This window comes from Methanobacterium sp. (genome assembly GCF_016217785.1).
Classification (GTDB): Archaea; Methanobacteriota; Methanobacteria; order Methanobacteriales; family Methanobacteriaceae; genus Methanobacterium.
The window spans coordinates 388528-408428 of sequence record NZ_JACRGA010000005.1 but is presented as its reverse complement, the minus strand read 5'-3'; the positions used below and the strand labels follow the sequence as shown (position 1 = coordinate 408428).

Genomic DNA, 19901 nt, shown 5'->3' with positions numbered 1-19901 from the left:
ACACTCTCCAATACCTACCTAACTCACAGGATAAATTTCTTAATTAAAATAACTTAAAATTAGATTGATGAAAGTAATATAAAAACTTAATTTATAATGTTCCCAATCAAAAAAAACCCCTTAAACACCTTTCAACTCTTTTAACTCCTTTTTCATCTCCACGACCCACTTAACATCAAGTTAATAAACTCATTGGAAAATTACGAGTTACACGATGATTTTTGATTAAAGTTATTACGTTTAAGCAATAACATCCGTTTTTTATACATTTGTGAGATAGTTGCCTTCGGGCATACTCCAATTTATCAAATAATAATGTTTTTCATTGATTTTGCAACTGACTTTTAGGCATCTATAACACCAAAGCAACAGAACCGGGGGTTATATTTCCAATTGGAATTTATTTTAAAACATTTAATTATCTTGAATATTAAAAACTAACGATTTAATACTGGTTATTAATTGATTATAAAATAATAAAATCTAATTTAACCATTAAAACGCCGTAGCCGGTTTCTAATCAAATAATAATATTGCTAATTTAATTAAATAAATAATTTATAATAAATTAAATTAGCTGTTTAAGTCACAAATTAATTTTCAACACTTAATCTGAATCTGGAAAACAATCCCATACCTATGACAAATATTATGGCAGTTAAGACTGCGCTCCAGGCCAGGTCATAAGTAATGGCACTCAATCCATTTCCATATATCAAAACTGATTTTAATGCATTTAAAATATGAGTCCAGGGAAGTATATCATATATCTGGAATGATCGACCCATGATTTCACCTATGACTACCTGGGGAAGCTGGAAAAATGCTCCAACCACGAAGCTGGTGGGTACCACAACCATTATCCCTAAATTAAATGCTTGAGTGTCATTTTTTGCAAAAGAGGCGATAATCATTCCTAATGCAATAGAACCGATTCCTCCAATGACTCCGATAAACATGGCCAACACAATGGAGTTTAAACCTCCTTGCCAGTTGAAACCCATAATCAGAGCAACGGTAAGTAAAATTAAAACCTGAATAGCTGCCACTATTGACCAGGGGATAAGTGCTCCAAATAACATGTCAAATGAACGCATTTTAGATATTCTTAAACGAGCTAAAGTACCTTTTTCCACTTCCCTGGTCAAACTGGCTGCCACTGTAGTGGCTAGAAGTAAGATAGCAAATAGCATCATTCCAGGAGCCAGGAAGTCAAACTGGGAAAAAGATTCCGTCCCGGAGACTGATCCTACATCTCCTTCAAACAATTTTAGAGGTTCAGCCGAAGATCCTGATGTCTGGCTTTGAATATTGGCCACCAGATTATCATGATACTCCCCTATTATTTTTATTAATACTACTTGAGAAACTCCAAAACCCATACTGGATGAATCTCCGCTAATAATTAGTTTAAGGGTGTCGTTATTATTAGATGATGTTGTTCCGGTTGTCTGCGCAGCAATTGAATCCTCCATTTCATCCACAATAGTTTGTGAAAAATTTTTGGGAATTACAATCATTGCATCAGCTTCTTTAAGCTGTATAAGCTTATTTGCAGAAGATTCTGAAGTATTTATAACATTAAATAACTTAACATCACTATCTTCATATTCAGAATCACGGAAAATTTCTGTCAGATTATCCCCAAAATTAACCTCTTCATTGGTTAAAGGCATCTTTGCACCTTCATCAAGGTTAACAACTGCCAGATTATAAGTTTCATTAGTCTGACCCATATTCCCATAGACGATTCCGAAAATAATCATGAAGAACATTGGAAATAGTAGTATCATGAAAAGACCTCTGCGGTCTCTTATAAGTTCTTTAAAATCTTTAATAGCTACACTAATGAATTTCATTTTATTCCCTCAAACTGGTTCCAGTTAATTCAATGAAAACATCCTCCAATGTATTGGGATGCAGTGATAAATCAGCAATCTCAGTATTCATGTCCTGAACTTTATTCATTATCTCTGGAAGTTTTCCAACTGCATTTAAAGTCCTTATATTTATTTTACCATCAACTTCAGTAACTGAATCAATAGTTTCCATGGTTTTAAGTTTATAAATCACTTCCTGATTCATTTTAGGATCAGCCAAGTGGATTTCCACTATGTCTCCATCACCAAACTCGTTTTTAAGATTTTTAGGAGTATCCAGTCGTAACAGTTTCCCATGATCAATAATGGCAATGCGATCTGAAAGCCCGTCTGCTTCATCCATTAAATGTGTGGTTAAAATAACTGTTTTTCCTTCGTTATCCCTCAATGAGCGGATGAAATTCCATAGAACCCTTCTTGATTGAGGATCAAGTCCTTCTGAAGGTTCATCCAGAACCACTATCTCTGGAGAGTGTATTAATGCCATAGCCAGATTTAACCTGCGTTTCATACCTCCCGATAAGTTAGAAACGAGGGTGTTTGCTTTATCCATTAGTATGAGGTCTTCTAATAGGCTTTCTACCCTAGTTTTCAATACGTCCTCTGGAACTTCGTACATTTCCCCCATGAACTTCAAACTCTCTTTACATGTAAGGCTTTCCCATAAAACTATATCCTGAGGACATATTCCAATTTTAAGTCTATCTGCATGGGCAATGTCTTTGCCATCAACCAGTATTTGACCACCAGTTGGGCGAAGTAAACCTACCATCATCTTGATGGAAGTGGTTTTTCCAGCTCCATTAGGACCTAAAAATCCAAATACTTCACCTTTTTTTATTTTCAAATTTAGATTATCTACTGCTACAAAATCTCCAAAAGATTTAAAGAGATTGTTCGCCTCGATTATAAACTCATCCACCATAATATCTTCCCATTATTCTTTTTTAAATCAAGAATTTAATTATATAAAAATAACAAAATGTCAATTTAACTCCATTAACTTCTCTAAAAACTCTATAGAATTTTTAATCTCATTTATCCCCTGTTCTAAAACCGTCAAGGCAATAGGAGACAGATTTTCACCATATTTCTGTTTTTTCTCCAGTGTATCCTGTAGTTCCTGTTTTTTTGATTCATACAATGGTTTAATTACATCCAGACGTTTCTCTTTAGATATGTAATCAAAAAAAACAGCCTTTACCATAAATTCAAAATTATCAATATCTGGCTCGATAGGCTGAGCTACTATCTCCAGTAAGTGTTTTCTACCTTTTTGAGTGATGTGATAAACTTTTTTGTTAATGCCTTTTCCAGGCATTTCTTTTCCTTCAATTAATCCCTTTTTCTCCATTTTTGCCAGTGCAGGGTATAAAACGTTGTTATTAATTTTGAAGTAAGGATTTACAGTTTCTCTGATATTTTTCTTCAATTGGTATCCATGGCTGGGTACAAGAAAAATCATGCCCAGTATTATTAAATCGTTGTTTACCATTTTATCGACTTCATACCCTCAACTTATTAATTATATAATGGTTTGTTAGGTTAATTTTAACATAGGTTAAAACTAACATAAGTTATTTTTAACATATAAATCTATGGAACTTATTATACATAACGCAATAATTGCACTTTTTTTCATCTCTAACCATATCACATAGCTTATTCTTCTGTCTTTTTAATTCCCTGAATTCATCATGGGAATACATTATTCCAGAGTTTTTAACGTAATGTGTTCAATTACAAAATTAATTAGTAATTTGTGTCCATGATCTTAAAAAAATAGTTTAATTAATCTCCATAACATTAATATAAGGGAGAAATTGTTTTGGAAAATAATAATAATCCTTCTGAAATAGGTTGGACCGCCATTATAATTGTTTCATTATCTTCATTCATCATTGCACTTGATTCTACTTTTATGAACGTGGCTATAGGCAATCTGGTGGTGGATCTCAACACTACCCTATCCACCGTACAGATAATTATCAGTGTTTATGCTTTGACAATGGCTTCTTTAATGCTCTTAGGAGGTAAGATGCAAGATTTGGTGGGTAGAAAAAATGCATACGTTGCTGGTGCCGTTATTTTTGGATTTGGAACAGCCATAGCTGCTTTGAGTGTTAATTCAACTATGTTATTAATAGGATGGTCTGTTTTGGAAGGTGTTGGTGCGGCCCTGATGACACCGGCCACTGCTTCAATCATCGTTGGAATGTATAGTGGAAAAAACCGTGAATTTGCCCTGGGAATACGAACATCCATAGCTACTGCTGGTGCAGGAGTTGGACCGCTCATAGGAGGGTTTTTAGCCACTTTTTTCAGCTGGAGATGGGCATTTGGACTTGAACTGGGTATTATAATAATTATACTGGCATTGTCACGAAAACTGGAATACTTCCCACCATCAATGAAATTTTCAGAGTTAGACAAATTAGGAGTTCTTTTATCTTCAATAGGACTCTTATTATTCGTGCTTGGAATTTTAAGCATTAACCTCACTGAAAACTTTAACACACCTGCATTTATAATGGGAATAGGAATATTACTACTAATATTATTCTATTTCAGAGAGAAAAACGTCATAAGTAGAAATGGAAGACCGCTTACTGATATCAGGTTGTTTAAAAAGAGAAACTTTGCTCTGGGAACGCTTTCCAGGATGGTGCTAAATTTGGCCCTTGCAGGGGCTGTTTTCATATTACCAGTTTTTTTCAGCAGGAAACTGGTGCTGACGCATTTACAACCGGCCTTGTTATCTTACCATTAACTATTGGGGTTTTGTTCTTTTCATTGGCATCGTCCAAATTATCAAATCGAATTGCACATCACCGTCTCATTTCTATTGGATTTTTAATAGCATTGTTATCCAGTTACTATCTCAGTTACCAGTTCGACCTAAATACCCAAGTATTTGATATTATTCCGGGAACCCTATTTCTGGGGATGGGATTGGGCTTAGCACTTCCATTAACCGCTAACATAATATTATCAGATGCAAGTTCAGATAAGCAATCTGATGCCACAGGCATTATGTCCACAAGTGCAAATCTGGGATCATCTATGGGAACTGCAGTTATAGGGATTATACTCATACTTGGAACAATCAACGGATTATATGCAGCATATGATCAGATTTATCCCAACCAGTTTACTAAAGGTCAGATCAATGAAAAATTGGCAGTATATGAAGAGAAAAACAATACAACGTATGACGTCTTAAAAGGGAATGAAAACACTGATTTGTACACAATTATTAACAAAACAGTTAGGAATGCAATGAAAACTGCATTTGAATTTATATCAATCATATTCTTAATAAGCTTCATAATTTCACTATTTATAAAGCCATTGAAGCTTAAGTAGCCTACTATTTTTATATCCAAACATTAAGTACATGAATAATCCTTAAACACAATTTGAATCAATTAAACTTTAATTAATTGTAATATCAACGATATTTCATAATTTAAAAAAAAAATCACCAAAAAAAGCATTTTATCATACATTTTAGCCATGTTAATAAATCCATTAATATAAATAATTCATTATTATATGAATTAAAAAAAGAAAATCCTGTAATCAAAATCTACTAAAATAAACTATATTTATAAAGGAGGTTTCTTCCTTGGACTCTAAAAAAATTGTGAAAACATTAAATGTGAAAACAGACATTTCTTTCTCTGAAAAAAAAGAAGATCCATCGGTCATTGACCCAGAAGGCCGCATAAATATACTATTCAGTGAAGATTTAGATATGAGTACTGTTCCAGAGGGAATAAAACTTTACAAAATTAAACCTGATGGAAAAGAGCAAGATGTGGATGTTAAAATAAATGTTGATAATAGTTCACCATCTGTTCTTTATATAAATAAATCTAAGGCAATTTCTGAAGGTGAAGAGTATAAACTTTCTGTAACCCGCAAAGTAAAATCCATAAATGGAACATGCCTAAAAGAAGAATTTACGAGTTTTTTCGCTGTTGATTATTCATTTAATCTGGAATTGGAGGGTATTTCAGAATTAAAGAATGAAAGAAACTTGATAATCTGTATAAGTGACCTCCATTTAGGTGCAAACGACAGCTATGCAGAACTTACCCAGAACCGGGATGCATTGGTTAATTTTCTGGAACATGTTAAAAATTCCCCAAATGTAAAGGAACTGGTTATAGCAGGTGATCTGATTGATGAATGGTTCATCCCAATGCATTTAGACACATTCAACGGAGAAACACAGTTGGAATTTGCAAAAGCCGTAGCATCTAACAATAAACCAGTAATGGATGCTTTTAATAATATAATAGAAGATGGCAAAGTAAAAGTGACTTATGTACCTGGAAATCATGATTTATTGATAAATTCAGATGATATTCAAAGTATTCTGCCCGGAATATCTGAAGCTCGTGACGTGAGAGGTTTGGGTGCATATATTCCGTCTGATTTTCCGGAACTAATCATTGAACACGGACATAGATACAATTTTTATTGTGCCCCGGATTATTCCAACCAGTCTTTAACCCAAACCGATACTATACTACCCCCGGGATATTTCTTTACCAGAATGGCAACCAGTTCAGTTATTCAAGGTCGCCCTAAACTAGATGTTACATTCCCTCCTGTTTGTAAAAATGAACTGGGAGAGATTCAATTCCTTTACTATCTTTACTGGAATGTTTGGAAAGGCCTTATCACAGATTTCCCTGTAAACGAAGGATTGGAAGCAAAAGTCATAAACACGTGTATAGATGGATTTACTGAAGTTTATGCCATAAATGATGTTCTACCCTATCAAAACTCAGAAGACGATTACATTGATGTTAACCTGTATAACGGGATTGTTGAAACCTGGGATGAAAGGCAAAATAAAAATTTAGTTCCTGTTAAAATTCCTACCAACGAAGCAGTCCTGAAAGGAGCATTTGCAAGTCATCTGGATGATCAATCACATGTACAATTTTTTAACAATCCTGATTCAGATAAAAAAATTGTTATATTTGGACATTCTCATGAGGCACGAGTTATAACGTCTTTCAATGAAAAACAAGAAAAACAGGTCTATGTAAATTCTGGCACATGGATAGATAATAATAAATGCACCATGACATTTGTAGCCATTATACCCCCAAAAAGCGAAGACTTAAGCTTAACTTATGTAAATCTTTATCAATACACACCAAGTGGTAATATCAAAAAATTAAAGTCAGAAGCACTCCAGATCTAAATAATTTAAACATATGGAACTATTAGAAAAATAACCTCTCTAAGCTCACCCTTCAACTCTTTTAACCCCATATCCAAGACAATATCACACAACCGGATGTCTTTAATCCGCCTGATCTCATCAAGGGGAAAATTACAGGGGAACTTTTCACATTTAAATAGGCAATAATAACGTAATGAATAATAGGGGAGATTACTATGGACTTAACTATTTTATGGCTGGTGCCTGTAGCGTATTTTATACATATTTTAGAAGAGACACCACGTTTCGTTCCGTGGGCCATTAAATATCTTGGTGCACCTGAAACATTTGGGCAGTTCGTTGTGGGCAATGTTATTTTCATGGCTTACGTTATCATAGCCACTTCTCTGGCAATATTTTATCCCAGCGAATTAACCCTGGTTATCGGTTTATCCGCTGCTGCATGGATATTTTCAAACTTCTTAATCCATGCATACTACACTCTACGTACCGGTGAATATTCTCCAGGGGTGGTGACTGCCAGTGCAATATATGTTCCAGTTTCATTGTATATTTACTACAACTTTTTAGTATCTGGAATGTTAAACAACTTGGACCTAGTATTGTCCATAATCATAGGTTTTGCAGTGATGTATGTTCCAACCCTGATACAACAAAAGAGAAAAGGAAAAAGATAGGAAAACCAGTCTTTTTCCACTTATCAAGGAGGTATTCGCATACCTTACCCCAATAAGTTCGCTTTTCCTTAAAAATCTATACTGTTAAATGGTAAAAGAAGAAATAAAATTACTGTATTTTTATGGTACCTACAATTTTATCAATTATTTCTCTGTTTTTATCAAATGTGCTGGTTTGTGCATGGAAATGCATTACATAGACCTGTCTATCTTTACCAGTTATAACCAGTAATGACTTGTACTCGTCAACAAAGGGAATAATAAATAAAAAAAACCCTAGATTTTTCTCAGTATAATTAATTTCATAAATAACATTCCCGTTGATTGTTGTTTTAGAATCGCTTATTAATTTAGCAGAATTATTAGTATTATTTTTAATGCCTTCCAGAGTTGAATCTTTCAGGCCCTCAATAGTGATATTGGCAGATGAAGATAGATTATGTTGGGATACTTGTAAATTCACATTGTTAGGGCTGTTAAAAACTCCCATAACATAAGGTGAATAACCATTAGCTTTAACACTATCATTAGTGACATTAAACCAGCCGTTAGGATAATTGAAGGTTAAACCGTTCTGGGAAAATATTTGATCCAGATCTTGAGAATTTTGGTTAACATCTGGAGATGTTATACATCCAGATAGAAAAACAACACAGATTACAATTCCCAATAACCCTATCTGACAGAGATCATTATTTTCCACATCAAACACCGAAAGTTTCAATTATTATAGCCATGTTGGGCGAAAGTAACATAAAAACTTAATTTAAAAATAACCTAGTTATAATATGTTGATACGGAAGTGATAACATCTATGAAATGAAGTATATTCTGGTCATAATGATTTTATCGGTTATTGGCATATCAGGATGCGTTGATTCTGGAATTACAGCTAATGATCAAACAGAAATGAATGTTGTTGTCTCAGGAACCATGGAACCTGCTATATACAGAGGAGACGTAGTCATTGTTACTAAAAATACAAGTGATATTCAGATTGGGGATATAATTATTTATAACGTAACTTGGTTTCCGCAACCAGTAATTCACAGAGTTATTTCTATTAAAAATGATTCTGAGGGAAATAAATTATATGAGCTTAAAGGAGATAATAACCCTAAGCCGGACCCTGAATTAGTAACACCAATAAAATTATTTACAAAGTTGTAAATACTAACAATGGCCCCCAGGTCATACCAAAAATTGGATATATAACGATTTGGCTTAGAGGATTATGATTTGTATTCTCAAATATTCCTAATCATTTAACCCACTTTTTCAATTTTCTTTTGAATTCATTCTGCATAAGTGGCGGGGTATTGTGTGAACTTCCGCATCATGTGACTGGGACCTTGAAACCACCTTCATTTGGGCCCCAGTTAAGGAAGTAGAAAACTAAATAGTAATATTTAAAAGAGAGTCATCACTAACGTAGTACTAGAAGCAATTGTTACTATGAGAAGGTGATTTTTTAAAATAAATTGATATTTCCTCTTAAGTGGGTTAAAAAGGGTGTTAAAATAAGTTATTTAGGGAATTAATTTCTTTTTCACCTGCTTAAATTGAATTAGGAGCGTGAAACATGAAAAAAGCTTATAAATATGGTTTAATTGGATATTTCCTGGTTATGATCTGCAGTACACTGGCCCCGGTAATATTCAATAATGAACAACTCCAGGCACTGGTAATATTCCCCATAATTATAATTTTAGCCTACTGGACTAAAATGAATGGTAAAGAGTTGGGTTTGGAGTTTGGAAGTTTAAGAGATTATGTGTGGGCTATTCTGTATCCCCTGAGCATTTGTCTGGTTATTATTGTTATTGCCCTAGTAACTGGGAACATTGGCGAAATCAAATACCCTAACGAAATGACCGGGAAAATTGTTTATCTCTTTTTCTATACACTTATACTGGCATTTGCTACTGAAGAAGGTTTCTTCAGAGGATGGCTTTATGGAATACTGGAACGGGATAAAATGGATCCCAAATTAATTCTCCTACTCACTGCGGTGGCATTTTCCTCCTGGCATTTACCCCTCTTCTTCCTTAATCCATCCTTCACTTGGAGTATGCTTCCCATATACATTACTGGAGGAATTATAGGTGGGCTGATCTTCGGGCTACTACGGTACATTTCAGGTTCTATAATTGTATCGTCATTCTCCCATGCCCTCTGGAATACCATAGTTTACAGTCTTTTTGGCTTCGGTAGTACCATTGGTATTTTAGGGATTAAAATGACCAACATCTTTAGTCCCGAAAGCGGCTTGTTAGGACTGGCTTGCGGTTTAGTGTTCATGGCCATTTTATGGTTCTGGACTTCCAAAAAAATAGGTTTCAAGTATCCAACCAAACCAGAATAGATTTAAACATAATTCTTTCTTTTTTTTAAACTATATTTAGTCCCCATGAGAGAAACTTCTGTAATTCACCCCTAGAGAAGATGGACCATGACTTTTATATAATAGTTAGTTTGATAAAACTAATAAACATTATATGGTGGAAAATCTATGACAGATAATAAAGATTGGAACCCTGAACTTTATTTAAAGTTCAAAGAAGAACGAACCCAACCAGCACGAGATCTTGCCGGACGAATCAATATTGAAAATCCTGAAAAAATAATGGATGTAGGCTGCGGACCTGGAAATAGTACAAATGTCCTTTCCAGTAGATGGCCAGAAAGTGAAATAATAGGAATAGATAATTCAGCTTCCATGATAGAATCAGCGCAGATCAATTATCCTGAAATGGAATGGAAAGTTGAAGATATCACCAAAATGGAAACTGAAGAAAAATATGATATTATATTTTCAAACGCCACCATACAATGGATTCAAGACCAGGAAAAATTAATAAATGACTTGGTTAAAATGCTGAAAGATAATGGTGCCCTGGCAGTACAGGTTCCACAGTACCACACCATGCCCATAAAACAGGCCATAGAAAGGGTTTCATTGAATAAAAGATGGAGAGAACAAACAGGCCAGGCCAATGATGATTTTACATTTCACTCCAGTGATTATTACTACGATATTCTGTCAGGTAAATTGAAATCCATAACCATGTGGAAAACATCCTACTTCCATATAATGCCTTCCCACCAGAATATCGTGGAAATGATTAAAAGCACCGGGATGCGAACGTTCCTAGACAGGCTGGATACCAGAGAAGAAAAAATTGAGTTTGAAAAGGATGTTTTAAAAGAAATTACAAAGGCATACCCTGCGCAAAAAGACGGTCATGTGCTGTTTCCATTCGAAAGGCTGTTCTTTATTGGATACAAATGATCAATAAATTCTAAATGCGTGAAACTTATTAAATTAATCAAAAAACAACCTAATCTCACCCATAAATATTCTCATTTAAAACATTCCCTAGACTAAAAAACAAATATATTAAACAACCATTAATTATACAGGGGAAAATATGGGCGATGTTACAATTCTTTTAGTAGAAGATGAAAGCATAGAATCCATTGATATTAAACGCACCCTGGAATCCTTTGGTTACCAAGTTCCATATGTAGCTTCTAATGGTCAAGAAGCGATAGATAAAGCATTTGAACTCAAACCAGATCTTATTTTAATAGACATCAATCTGAAAGGAGAAAATGATGGTATTGAGGCTATTTCTAAAATTAAAAAACTCGATATACCTTTTATTTATTTAACTGCTCATTCTGAAGACTCAACAATTGAAAGAGCCAAACTCACAGAACCTGCGGGATACATAATTAAACCTTATACCCCCACAGAACTTAAATATGCCATAGACCTCGCAGTTAACAAAAATAGGATTGAAAAAGAATTAAAAGTAAGTGAAAATAAATACGGAAATTTTTTTAACCATATGAATGGTGGTATGGCAGTTTATGAAGCTGTTGATAATGGAGAAGACTTCATTTTCAAAAATTTCAAGCGGGCTGGGGAAAACTTAGAGCATGTTAAGAAAGAAGATGTTTTTATAGGAAAACGCTTGACAGAAACATTTCCTGGAGTTAAAGATTTTGGTGTTTTCGATGCATTTAAAAGAGTCTGGGAGACAGGAAAACCAGAATATTTTCCAGAAAAGATGTATAAAGATGGAAAAGATCCTGGAAGCTGGAGGGAAATCTGGATATATAAACTACCTACCGGAGAAATAATAGCTGTATATAACGATGTCACTGAATGTAAGAAAGCTGAAAAAGAGTTAAAAACTCTTAATAAAGCTTTGAAGAAACGTGACGAAGAATTTAGGTATTTTATTGAAAGTGCGCCTGTTGCCATTGCAATGTTTGATACCCGTATGAGGTATATTGCCGCTAGTTCACGTTGGATTAAAGATTATAATATTCAGGGGATAAAAATTCACGGTGCATCACATTATGATATTTTTCCAGAGATTACTGACGAGTTGAAAGAAGTCCATCAGCGTGCTCTTGCGGGTTCTGTTATTAGTGCTGATGATGATGAATTTATTCGTGCAGATGGAAGTATTCAATATGTTAGATGGGAAGTGCGTCCATGGTATTTATCATCAGGTGATATTGGTGGAATTGTAATTTTTAGTGAAGATGTTTCAGAACGTGTGAAAGCAGTAAAAGAACTTCAGGATAATGAAGAAAAATACAGGACTCTTTTTGAATCAAATCCTGATTACACCATATTAATAGGTTTAGATGGTGTGATTTTGGATGTGAATTCTTCTGCTGCTAATTTTACAAATCTATCTAAAGAAGAACTTATCGGGAAAACATATGCAGAATTAGGATTATTCCCAAAAAAGGACCTCCATTTACTAATCGAAAGTTTTGCTAATGTTTTAAAAGGAGAAATAATTGGACCATTCCAAAACAGATTATTGAGTAAAGAAGCCAATATCAGCTGGGTTGAAACACAATTGGTTCCCATAATGAAAGAGGGTAATGTTTATTCAATTATGGTTATTGCTGAAGATATCACCCACAGGAAAACAGCTACAGATCAGTTAATAAAATCTGTTAACGAAAAGGATGTTTTACTGAAAGAAATCCACCACAGGGTTAAAAATAACATACAAATAATTTCCAGCCTTCTTAACCTCCAGAAACAACATGTAGACAGTGATGAATTTGTCAATATTCTTTCAGAAAGTCAGAACCGGATAAAATCCATGGCCATGATACATGAAAAACTCTATCATTCTGGTGATTTAACAAGAATCAACTTTGCAGAATATATCGAAACACTGGTAAGTGATCTTTATAGTTCTTATGCAACTTCCACCCGACAAGTTACACCATTTATTAATGTCGAAAATGTAAGATTCAACATCGAAACAGCCGTGCCCTGTGGGCTCATAATAAATGAATTAATATCTAACAGCTTAAAACATGCTTTTCCAAAAGGAAAAACGGGTACACTAAGTGTTTCACTAAAAACCAGTGATGAATGGAATGAACTGGTAATCAGTGATGATGGGGTAGGATTCCCAGAAGAATTTGACATTGAAAACTCTAAAACCTTAGGCTTACAACTGGTGAATATCCTTGTAAAGCAATTAGACGGGAAAATCACCCTCAACCGAATCAACGGAACTCGATTTAAAATTATATTTAAAGAATTAAATTACAAAAAAAGGATTTAAGGACTAATCTATAACCTAAATCTCAGGAGATATGTTTCATAAAATAGAATTATACAATTGGGTTTTTAAATGAAAAAAATGGGGGTAACTTCATTCCCCCTACAGATTTGAAAAATTTATTTTTAATAACAATGTATCAGTTAATAAGACGATTGATCCGCACTCTTAGGTTTGATTTGATCTAAGTCTTTGGTTAGCGGCTAGTCAAATATTTTAATACACTGCAAAATATAATTTTTTGGGTTTTCTAATTAAACGATTTAAGATTGTGGTTACTATTATATCATGTTTTTTTTGAGATTTTACGGTTAATACACCTTTTGGTATTCTTTATTCGACCTTTAGATTTGTAACGGCCGGTGTATACTGAAGTTACGTAATGTTTCTTATCATCTGCACTCATGAACAATCCCCCCTACTCACATTACTAATATTTTTCAAGTTAGTTATATTTCTTCCGAATATTTCTAAAAAGTCTAAATTTAGTTTTTAAAAGTTTTTAACAGGTATGATCGTTGCCAAGAACTAGAAAAAGATTTACAGGACAAGAACCGCATGGATAAAGATTTTTACCACCCTTACCTTATATGTGCCAGTATTATCACTAAAGTTGCTTGTAGATCCATAAACAGTTTGATTAAAATAACCTTGAAGGGATAATTTAATTGGGGCAAGAAAAGATATTTTAGACAGATTATCCTATCATAGAATATATGTTGCCAAGAATAATTAGTTCCATGGGATTAGTAATCCTTATTTTTAGTGTTGTGGTTGTTTCAGGATGCACCTCAAATGATCCCCTGGATAATGTATATAAAACTGAATCTACTGGTATTAAACACTTTGAGAGTGAAGGCATATCTTTTAATGCTTCGATTAATTGGTCTTTTTATAAAATGGAAAATGAAACAGCAGATGATTATTTGTTTTCCATAAGTAAAGGAACCGATGAAAATATGGACCTTATTCATTTCTACGCAGGTAACTATAATGGTACTTTATCTGAATACGTTAGTTCTGAGAAGAAGGAAATTCCACTTAGGAATTGGACTATAACATCCGAAAAAGAACTTACTGTAGATGGTCTTCCAGCATATCAAATTTCAGCACTTAACCAAGAAAATAAGCCCCTAATAAAAACATGGTTTATGAAAAATGGAACTATTCACACAATTTATGCTGTTCCCAGTGCAGGTAAAAATCTTACCAACATCGAAACAGACCTTGAAATTGTAATCAGCACTTTTCATGCAATATAAACAAAATATACCTGATTTATTAATATTATCTTTTCTTTAATTCTGGAGCTTAAAAAATGGCTGATTGGAAAATTATCGGACTAAGCGGACTTTTTAACGCAGCGCTAACTATTATCCTAATTATAATCTTCTTCCCTCTCTTCTTTTTAGGTCCGTTAACAGGAGGATTTTTAGCCTCCTACTTTAGCCGAAGATACGAAGATTATGATAAAATGGATTTAAAAGATGGAGCAGTTGTGGGAATATTTTCGGGAATAATCGGTGGTTTAATAATCACTTTAATATTGATAATGGGCTTTGAAGCAATAAACACCCTGATAAATTTAATATCTCTAAAAATTGGCATAATACCCGGTGCAAATACAGTAGTAGCAGCATATCTCATTTTTCAGTTGTCCCTAATTATCAGCATAATTCTAGGAGCCATAGGCGGATTAATTGGAATTAAGGTCAAAAGGTGAATTTAGGTAGTGTAAAAAAGGAGTTGCTTTCATCTACTCAATTATTTAAGAATATGAGGAATATCGCTAAATACACTAGAAAAACTCCAACATGGAATGCTGGACGTTTTCGGGAATCATTCTTGAGGTATAAAAAATCTATGCCCACAATAATGGAATATTAATTTCTGATTTAATCATTTAAAGTTTAATAAAGATTGATTCATCTTTTATTTCAACCTCGTAACTATTCAAATCATGTGAGCCACCACCAGTCACAATCCTTAGGAGACTGGGAACATTTTTAACCAGTTTTCCAGTTTTAACATCGTACTGTGAGCCATGTACTGGGCAAGTTATAATACTATTTTCAAGTTTACCAATGGGCAGGAAACCACCCATATGTGGACAGACAGCATCAACTGCATGAAAATTCCCATTGACATTGGCAATAAGTACATATCTGTTTTTAACAAAAAACCCTTTCATAGTATTCTCGAATACATCCGAAACTTTACATACCTTTTCCATTAAAATCACCTTTTATTATCCATTAATTCTATTGAACCAATTTAAAGGCATATTCCACATTTTTTTTATTAATGGGATTAGATCGTAGTTTTTTCTGGTTTAATTATGATTTTTCATCTTTAAATATTTAACAATCTAAATTAGTTTAATGTGAGTTCCAGTCCATTCATGTAAGTAATAGTTAATTTTATATATCATGATTAATAATGTTAAATTGATTGTCATGTTTTATCATGATAAATTAATTAAAAGTTTCATAAAGTGGTTGTGTATGTTACGAATAAAAAGAATATATGAACTCCCGAAAGAAGAAGATGGATTCAGAATCTTAATAGATGAATCTTGGCCTAAAGGCTTATCAAAAGAAGAAGCTAAAGTGGATTTATGGCTTAGAGAAATAGCACCAACTAAAAATCTAGGCAAATGGCCTGAAGATGACCGTGCACACTTTAATGAATTCGAAACGAAATACCATGACCAACTTCAGAAGAAAAATACTTTAATAAAACTGATTAGGGATACTGAAAAAGAGAAAGGAACTGTAACATTTTTATATTCTACAATCAAGAGTATAAAACGGCTGCAGTTTTAAAAGAGAACCCACTTGCCGTCAAAAGGATCTGTAACAAATCTAATTGATTTAGTTAACCTTTATCACAATATCTTTTTCTTGGAGAATTTTTTGGTAAGCTTCAGCTTCTACTATGGTTTTTAATTTCGCCAGTGCAATCTTAATCCCTTTCGATTCAAGAAGCATTGTCATTCGTTTAATGTCTTCGTATTCTGCTTTTAATGATATAATCTGATCATCATTGTTTTTTATGTATTTTATACGTATTTCCGATTCGAACGCTTCATTTACTGTTTCAAAAGTCACAGTGCGGGAATGTATCTCAAATGGTAGCTGTATATGGTTGGTTTCAATAGTTTTTATTCCCAATGTACCCAAATTTAAAGCAAGTAAAGCGGATACATCTTCCAAGTGTTTTTTATCAACTTCCACAAAGAAAATATATCCAAAACGCCCTTTTTTGGTGATACCATTAAGAACGTATATATTCTTAGCTCCCCTTTCAAGAGTTCGTTCAATGACATGGGGTAAGCCTTCAGCTGGTAGATCGTCAACTGTAATCATTAACAGCATTTAAAACACCAGGCAAATCAGAGTTCTGACATTATCTTAATAGCACGTTTAGCTACTTCTTCAGCCCTTGGTATTCCCCCTGGTATTGCTGATGATATATAAGCACCATTAACTGCTTTTTTAGCTATTTCACGTGGTGTTGATTCACTGTCCATTACAGCAGCCACAGCTGCAGGAACGATGATGTTTATCACGGTATGGCCGCATAGTTGTAATTCTACAACAGGCACTGCTGCTAATGGAATTGCTTCCAGAATGTCCATTTTTTTGTTAACAACCGCGTCAGGTACCACATTTTGTGATAATCCATCGAAGACAATTTTTTCTCCATCAACAGTGACCTCCACTGTTGCGTCGGTGTCAAAACCACAATATTTTTTCAGAAAATCATTTGGACTTCTCCGACCACAACCCTGATAGCTTACGATCTTAATCTGTATGTCTTTACCCATCATCCCACTGAAGAGAGCACTACACGCAGCTTCTACGTTGCTTAATTTTTCATCATCCAGCATACGCACAATTTCATCTAGTTCTTTGCCTTCTTTTAGTTTATCATAGGTAAATTTAGCCCTATCCGAGACAGCCCGTGCTAGCCCTCCGTCAGTAGCCAGTATCATTGCTTTGGTTACTGGCCCTCTTTTAACCTGCTCTGATTTGCGAGATATGGTGTTAGTGGCCACTTTGGCCAGTTCCGGTTCAATCCAGAACTTTTCTTTAATATCAGTTATTTTATCTGCGGCTTTTTCAAGATCCCCACCACTACTTATAAGAACTTTCATGGCCAGCACAGCATCTGCTGTCATGTGCCCCAGTGGTGGTTGAAGGGGACCTCCAGAGAAACCTGCACCAATTGCAAGTGACTCTTCAAATGCTGATAGCATCTCTTCAAATGCCATCATCCCTATAACGGATGGTCCACCAATATCTTTCAATATAACACCTAAATCCCCTACCAAGTGTGCAGTGTCATATTCTTCTCCTGTTCCTCTAATATGAAGTTTTTCAGGTAATCCTGCGGCTTCAACAGCACCCAACCCTGCTACATAAGCACTGTTATCTTTGAAAAATTCACCATACTTTTCTCCAATCTCTGAATCAGGATGCACAATCTCCAGTATGGCAGCAGCACCAAATATGGCAGCTGTTATGGGGCTAGGAGGCATTCCAACATTGGCATAAGCTTTTAACATACCCCGAGTACCTGCGGCAGCGCCATTTTTCGCAATTTCAGGGAAGGCAATGTCTTCTCCCAGTGCACCGTGACCATACAATGGCCCTCCACCAACACCCATGGGCACAATACTTCCATCTATTTTAGTGATTTTATTGTCAAAAACATCATCATAAACTGCTCTAACTGCAGCATAACCAGATATTCTGTTGTTTACTTTGGCTGTGGGTATGGCTATAACCCCACAACGGTCTACTCCAGCAATTATCCGGGCCATAGCACCTAATTTCCTGTTACCTGCAGGCACTCCTGCCTGGGCGTTTGTACCGGCGAAGTAACATAATGTAGCGCTAATAAGAGCTGCGTTTGCCGGATCAGCTCCTGCAAGTTCGGCGGATTTTATAGACTTTCTTAAAACATCATCTATTGGTAATTGTTGAACGTTATGGTCAGTAAGTCTTATTTCTGTCCCCCTCAAAACATCTTCAGCAATTGAGTTCGCTGCACAAATTGCAGCAATATTAAGCATTCCATGTCCTTTGGTCAAAGCTTCTATCCGGTCATTGGTCATCATATCAACATCGGAAGTAGAAGCCATAATAGCGGCTAATATCTCTTTTTGCATAAAATCACCATATTATTATTGTACTTATGTTATCATTATAATTTTCCCAAAAACCATAATTTATTTAATAGAGTATCTATCATAACATTGCTGACAATTAGATGTGCGAATTTAATTCTCTATTATTGCTGCTCTTTTATGGCGGCATTTAGTAAAATCTCTTCCAAGGTTATACCGTCCGGACTTAAAACTTTAATTAATTCATCAGATAAGGCATATGTAGGTCCTTCCTTCACTTCTCCCTCAAACAGAACAATGTCCACATCTTCATTTTTCAAAAATTCAACAGTTTTAAGCCCTCTTTTTCGTTCATAAATCAGGGATGGATTTTTCTTTATTTGAAATTTTTTTATTTTACCATTAGTTATATCTGCAATTAAAAAATAGGGAGATTTTGCAAAATGTTTTGAAATATTGGACATCAAACCTTTATTATCCACTAGTGGAGCAGCAATTCTAAGTATTAATTTTTTTTCTCCTTCAATTTTGATTGTTATTGTATCTAAATCGTTTATTTCTTTTTTTATTAATTTTTCGACACTTCTAGAAATTTCATCGGCCTTTTGTATGGGTAATCTCTTTTTTGTCCCAAGGTGAAGTTCTGCAAATACAAAAGGGCCGGATCTTCTCACCTTAATATCATGCACTCCTTCAACACCCTCAAAATTGGTTGCAATAGACTTGATATTTTCCACTATCCCTGGATCAATACAAGCGTCTAATAAAACAAGTATAGCCTCTTTCCCAAATTTTAATCCAATGTACATGATGAGTAATGCCACTGCAAAACTGGCAACGCTCTGAAGAACAGGGTATCCTATGTATGCAGAAAGGATACCTACAAATACTATGATTGATGAAAAAACATCCACTAAACTGTGTTTACCATCACTTATAAGTGCAGGTGACCCTATTTCATTTCCCACTCTCTCTTTATATCTGGCCAAAAGGAGGGAAACAGCGACTGAAAGGACAGCGACTGAAAGGGCAATTAAAGGTATTTCAATAGTTTTTGGGGTTGAAATTCCGTTCAAGGACTCGACTATAATATCAAAACCAGTTATAATAATTATAACAGATATTACTAATGATGCTAGGGTTTCAAACTTGTAATAACCGTAAGGGAACTTCTCATCTGGTTTTCTTCGGGAAAACCTCAATCCAATGTATACTGCCAATGAAGCAAAAATATCCGAAAAAGAATGAACCGAATCAGCGATCAAAGCTATGCTACCTGATAAAACTCCCACCACTCCTTTGATAATGGCAAGAAATAAATTAACCAGGGTGGAATATTTAGCTGCTGTTTCTCCTTTTTTTAACCGATTTGAAGTTTTTTTCTCCATTACTACC

19 protein-coding genes are annotated in these 19901 nt (G+C 34.5%); 11 read left to right on the top strand and 8 right to left on the bottom strand.

Annotated features, from left to right (window positions below; genetic code table 11):
* Positions 1-593 precede the first annotated feature (593 nt).
* Genes HY987_RS03390 through HY987_RS03380 form a run of 3 tightly spaced genes read right to left on the bottom strand, consistent with a single transcriptional unit; the run spans position 594 to position 3375 of the window.
* Complete coding sequence (locus HY987_RS03390) at positions 594-1859, bottom strand: ABC transporter permease (RefSeq protein WP_292755636.1); 1266 nt, start codon at positions 1857-1859, stop codon at positions 594-596.
* Between the two features lies 1 nt (position 1860).
* Positions 1861-2805: an ATP-binding cassette domain-containing protein gene (locus HY987_RS03385; protein WP_292755634.1), complete on the bottom strand. Its 945-nt coding sequence runs from the start codon at positions 2803-2805 to the stop codon at positions 1861-1863.
* 60 nt (positions 2806-2865) lie between these two features.
* Positions 2866-3375, bottom strand: a complete 510-nt coding sequence (locus HY987_RS03380; RefSeq protein WP_292755632.1) for a PadR family transcriptional regulator — start codon at positions 3373-3375, stop codon at positions 2866-2868.
* Positions 3376-3708: 333 nt separating this feature from the next.
* Between HY987_RS03380 and HY987_RS03375 the strand changes: the two genes are divergently transcribed.
* The 4 genes from HY987_RS03375 (at position 3709) to HY987_RS03360 (ending at position 7763) form a co-directional block, all read left to right on the top strand.
* Entirely contained in the window at positions 3709-4650 is a 942-nt protein-coding gene (locus HY987_RS03375) for an MFS transporter (RefSeq protein ID WP_292755630.1), read from the top strand.
* Positions 4581-5246 (top strand): MFS transporter, encoded by a 666-nt coding sequence (locus tag HY987_RS03370; RefSeq protein ID WP_367146873.1) that lies wholly within the window; start codon positions 4581-4583, stop codon positions 5244-5246. The genes HY987_RS03375 and HY987_RS03370 overlap by 70 nt, the downstream gene beginning before the upstream one ends.
* 262 nt (positions 5247-5508) lie before the next feature.
* Positions 5509-7104, top strand: a complete 1596-nt coding sequence (locus tag HY987_RS03365) for a metallophosphoesterase (RefSeq protein ID WP_292755628.1) — start codon at positions 5509-5511, stop codon at positions 7102-7104.
* Between the two features lie 197 nt (positions 7105-7301).
* Positions 7302-7763 (top strand): HXXEE domain-containing protein, encoded by a 462-nt coding sequence (locus tag HY987_RS03360; RefSeq protein WP_292755626.1) that lies wholly within the window; start codon positions 7302-7304, stop codon positions 7761-7763.
* A gap of 109 nt (positions 7764-7872) precedes the next feature.
* On the opposite strand, the gene HY987_RS03355 is transcribed toward HY987_RS03360, so the two are convergent.
* The gene (locus HY987_RS03355; protein WP_292755624.1) at positions 7873-8466 is read right to left on the bottom strand and encodes a PsbP-related protein; all 594 of its coding nucleotides are present in this window, start codon (positions 8464-8466) and stop codon (positions 7873-7875) included.
* Positions 8467-8582: 116 nt separating this feature from the next.
* Here HY987_RS03355 and HY987_RS03350 point away from each other — a divergent pair, with 116 nt between their 5' ends.
* The 6 genes from HY987_RS03350 (at position 8583) to HY987_RS03325 (ending at position 15095) form a co-directional block, all read left to right on the top strand.
* Positions 8583-8933, top strand: a complete 351-nt coding sequence (locus HY987_RS03350) for a signal peptidase I (RefSeq protein WP_292755622.1) — start codon at positions 8583-8585, stop codon at positions 8931-8933.
* A 412-nt stretch (positions 8934-9345) separates the two neighbouring features.
* Positions 9346-10128 (top strand): CPBP family intramembrane glutamic endopeptidase, encoded by a 783-nt coding sequence (locus HY987_RS03345; RefSeq protein WP_292755620.1) that lies wholly within the window; start codon positions 9346-9348, stop codon positions 10126-10128.
* Positions 10129-10275: 147 nt separating this feature from the next.
* The gene (locus HY987_RS03340; RefSeq protein ID WP_292755618.1) at positions 10276-11055 is read left to right on the top strand and encodes a methyltransferase domain-containing protein; all 780 of its coding nucleotides are present in this window, start codon (positions 10276-10278) and stop codon (positions 11053-11055) included.
* Between the two features lie 139 nt (positions 11056-11194).
* Complete coding sequence (locus HY987_RS03335) at positions 11195-13375, top strand: PAS domain S-box protein (protein WP_292755616.1); 2181 nt, start codon at positions 11195-11197, stop codon at positions 13373-13375.
* Between the two features lie 713 nt (positions 13376-14088).
* Positions 14089-14634, top strand: a complete 546-nt coding sequence (locus tag HY987_RS03330) for a PsbP-related protein (RefSeq protein ID WP_292755614.1) — start codon at positions 14089-14091, stop codon at positions 14632-14634.
* Between the two features lie 56 nt (positions 14635-14690).
* Complete coding sequence (locus HY987_RS03325; RefSeq protein WP_292755612.1) at positions 14691-15095, top strand: DUF5518 domain-containing protein; 405 nt, start codon at positions 14691-14693, stop codon at positions 15093-15095.
* Between the two features lie 180 nt (positions 15096-15275).
* Here the strand turns inward: HY987_RS03325 and HY987_RS03320 are convergent, their stop codons facing one another.
* On the bottom strand, positions 15276-15605 hold the full coding sequence (locus tag HY987_RS03320) for a Rieske 2Fe-2S domain-containing protein (protein WP_292755610.1): 330 nt from the start codon (positions 15603-15605) through the stop codon (positions 15276-15278).
* A gap of 271 nt (positions 15606-15876) precedes the next feature.
* Here HY987_RS03320 and HY987_RS03315 point away from each other — a divergent pair, with 271 nt between their 5' ends.
* On the top strand, positions 15877-16197 hold the full coding sequence (locus HY987_RS03315) for a DUF488 domain-containing protein (protein WP_292755609.1): 321 nt from the start codon (positions 15877-15879) through the stop codon (positions 16195-16197).
* 48 nt (positions 16198-16245) lie between these two features.
* Here HY987_RS03315 and larC read toward each other — a convergent pair whose 3' ends face one another.
* The 3 genes from larC to HY987_RS03300 all read right to left on the bottom strand — a co-directional run bounded on the left by larC (position 16246) and on the right by HY987_RS03300 (position 19894).
* The gene (gene larC / locus HY987_RS03310; RefSeq protein ID WP_292755606.1) at positions 16246-16740 is read right to left on the bottom strand and encodes a nickel insertion protein; all 495 of its coding nucleotides are present in this window, start codon (positions 16738-16740) and stop codon (positions 16246-16248) included.
* Positions 16741-16766: 26 nt separating this feature from the next.
* Positions 16767-18548 (bottom strand): hypothetical protein, encoded by a 1782-nt coding sequence (locus tag HY987_RS03305; RefSeq protein ID WP_292755604.1) that lies wholly within the window; start codon positions 18546-18548, stop codon positions 16767-16769.
* 122 nt (positions 18549-18670) lie between these two features.
* A complete protein-coding gene (locus HY987_RS03300) occupies positions 18671-19894 on the bottom strand; it encodes a cation diffusion facilitator family transporter (RefSeq protein WP_292755602.1) in 1224 nt (407 codons plus the stop codon).
* Positions 19895-19901 lie beyond the last annotated feature (7 nt).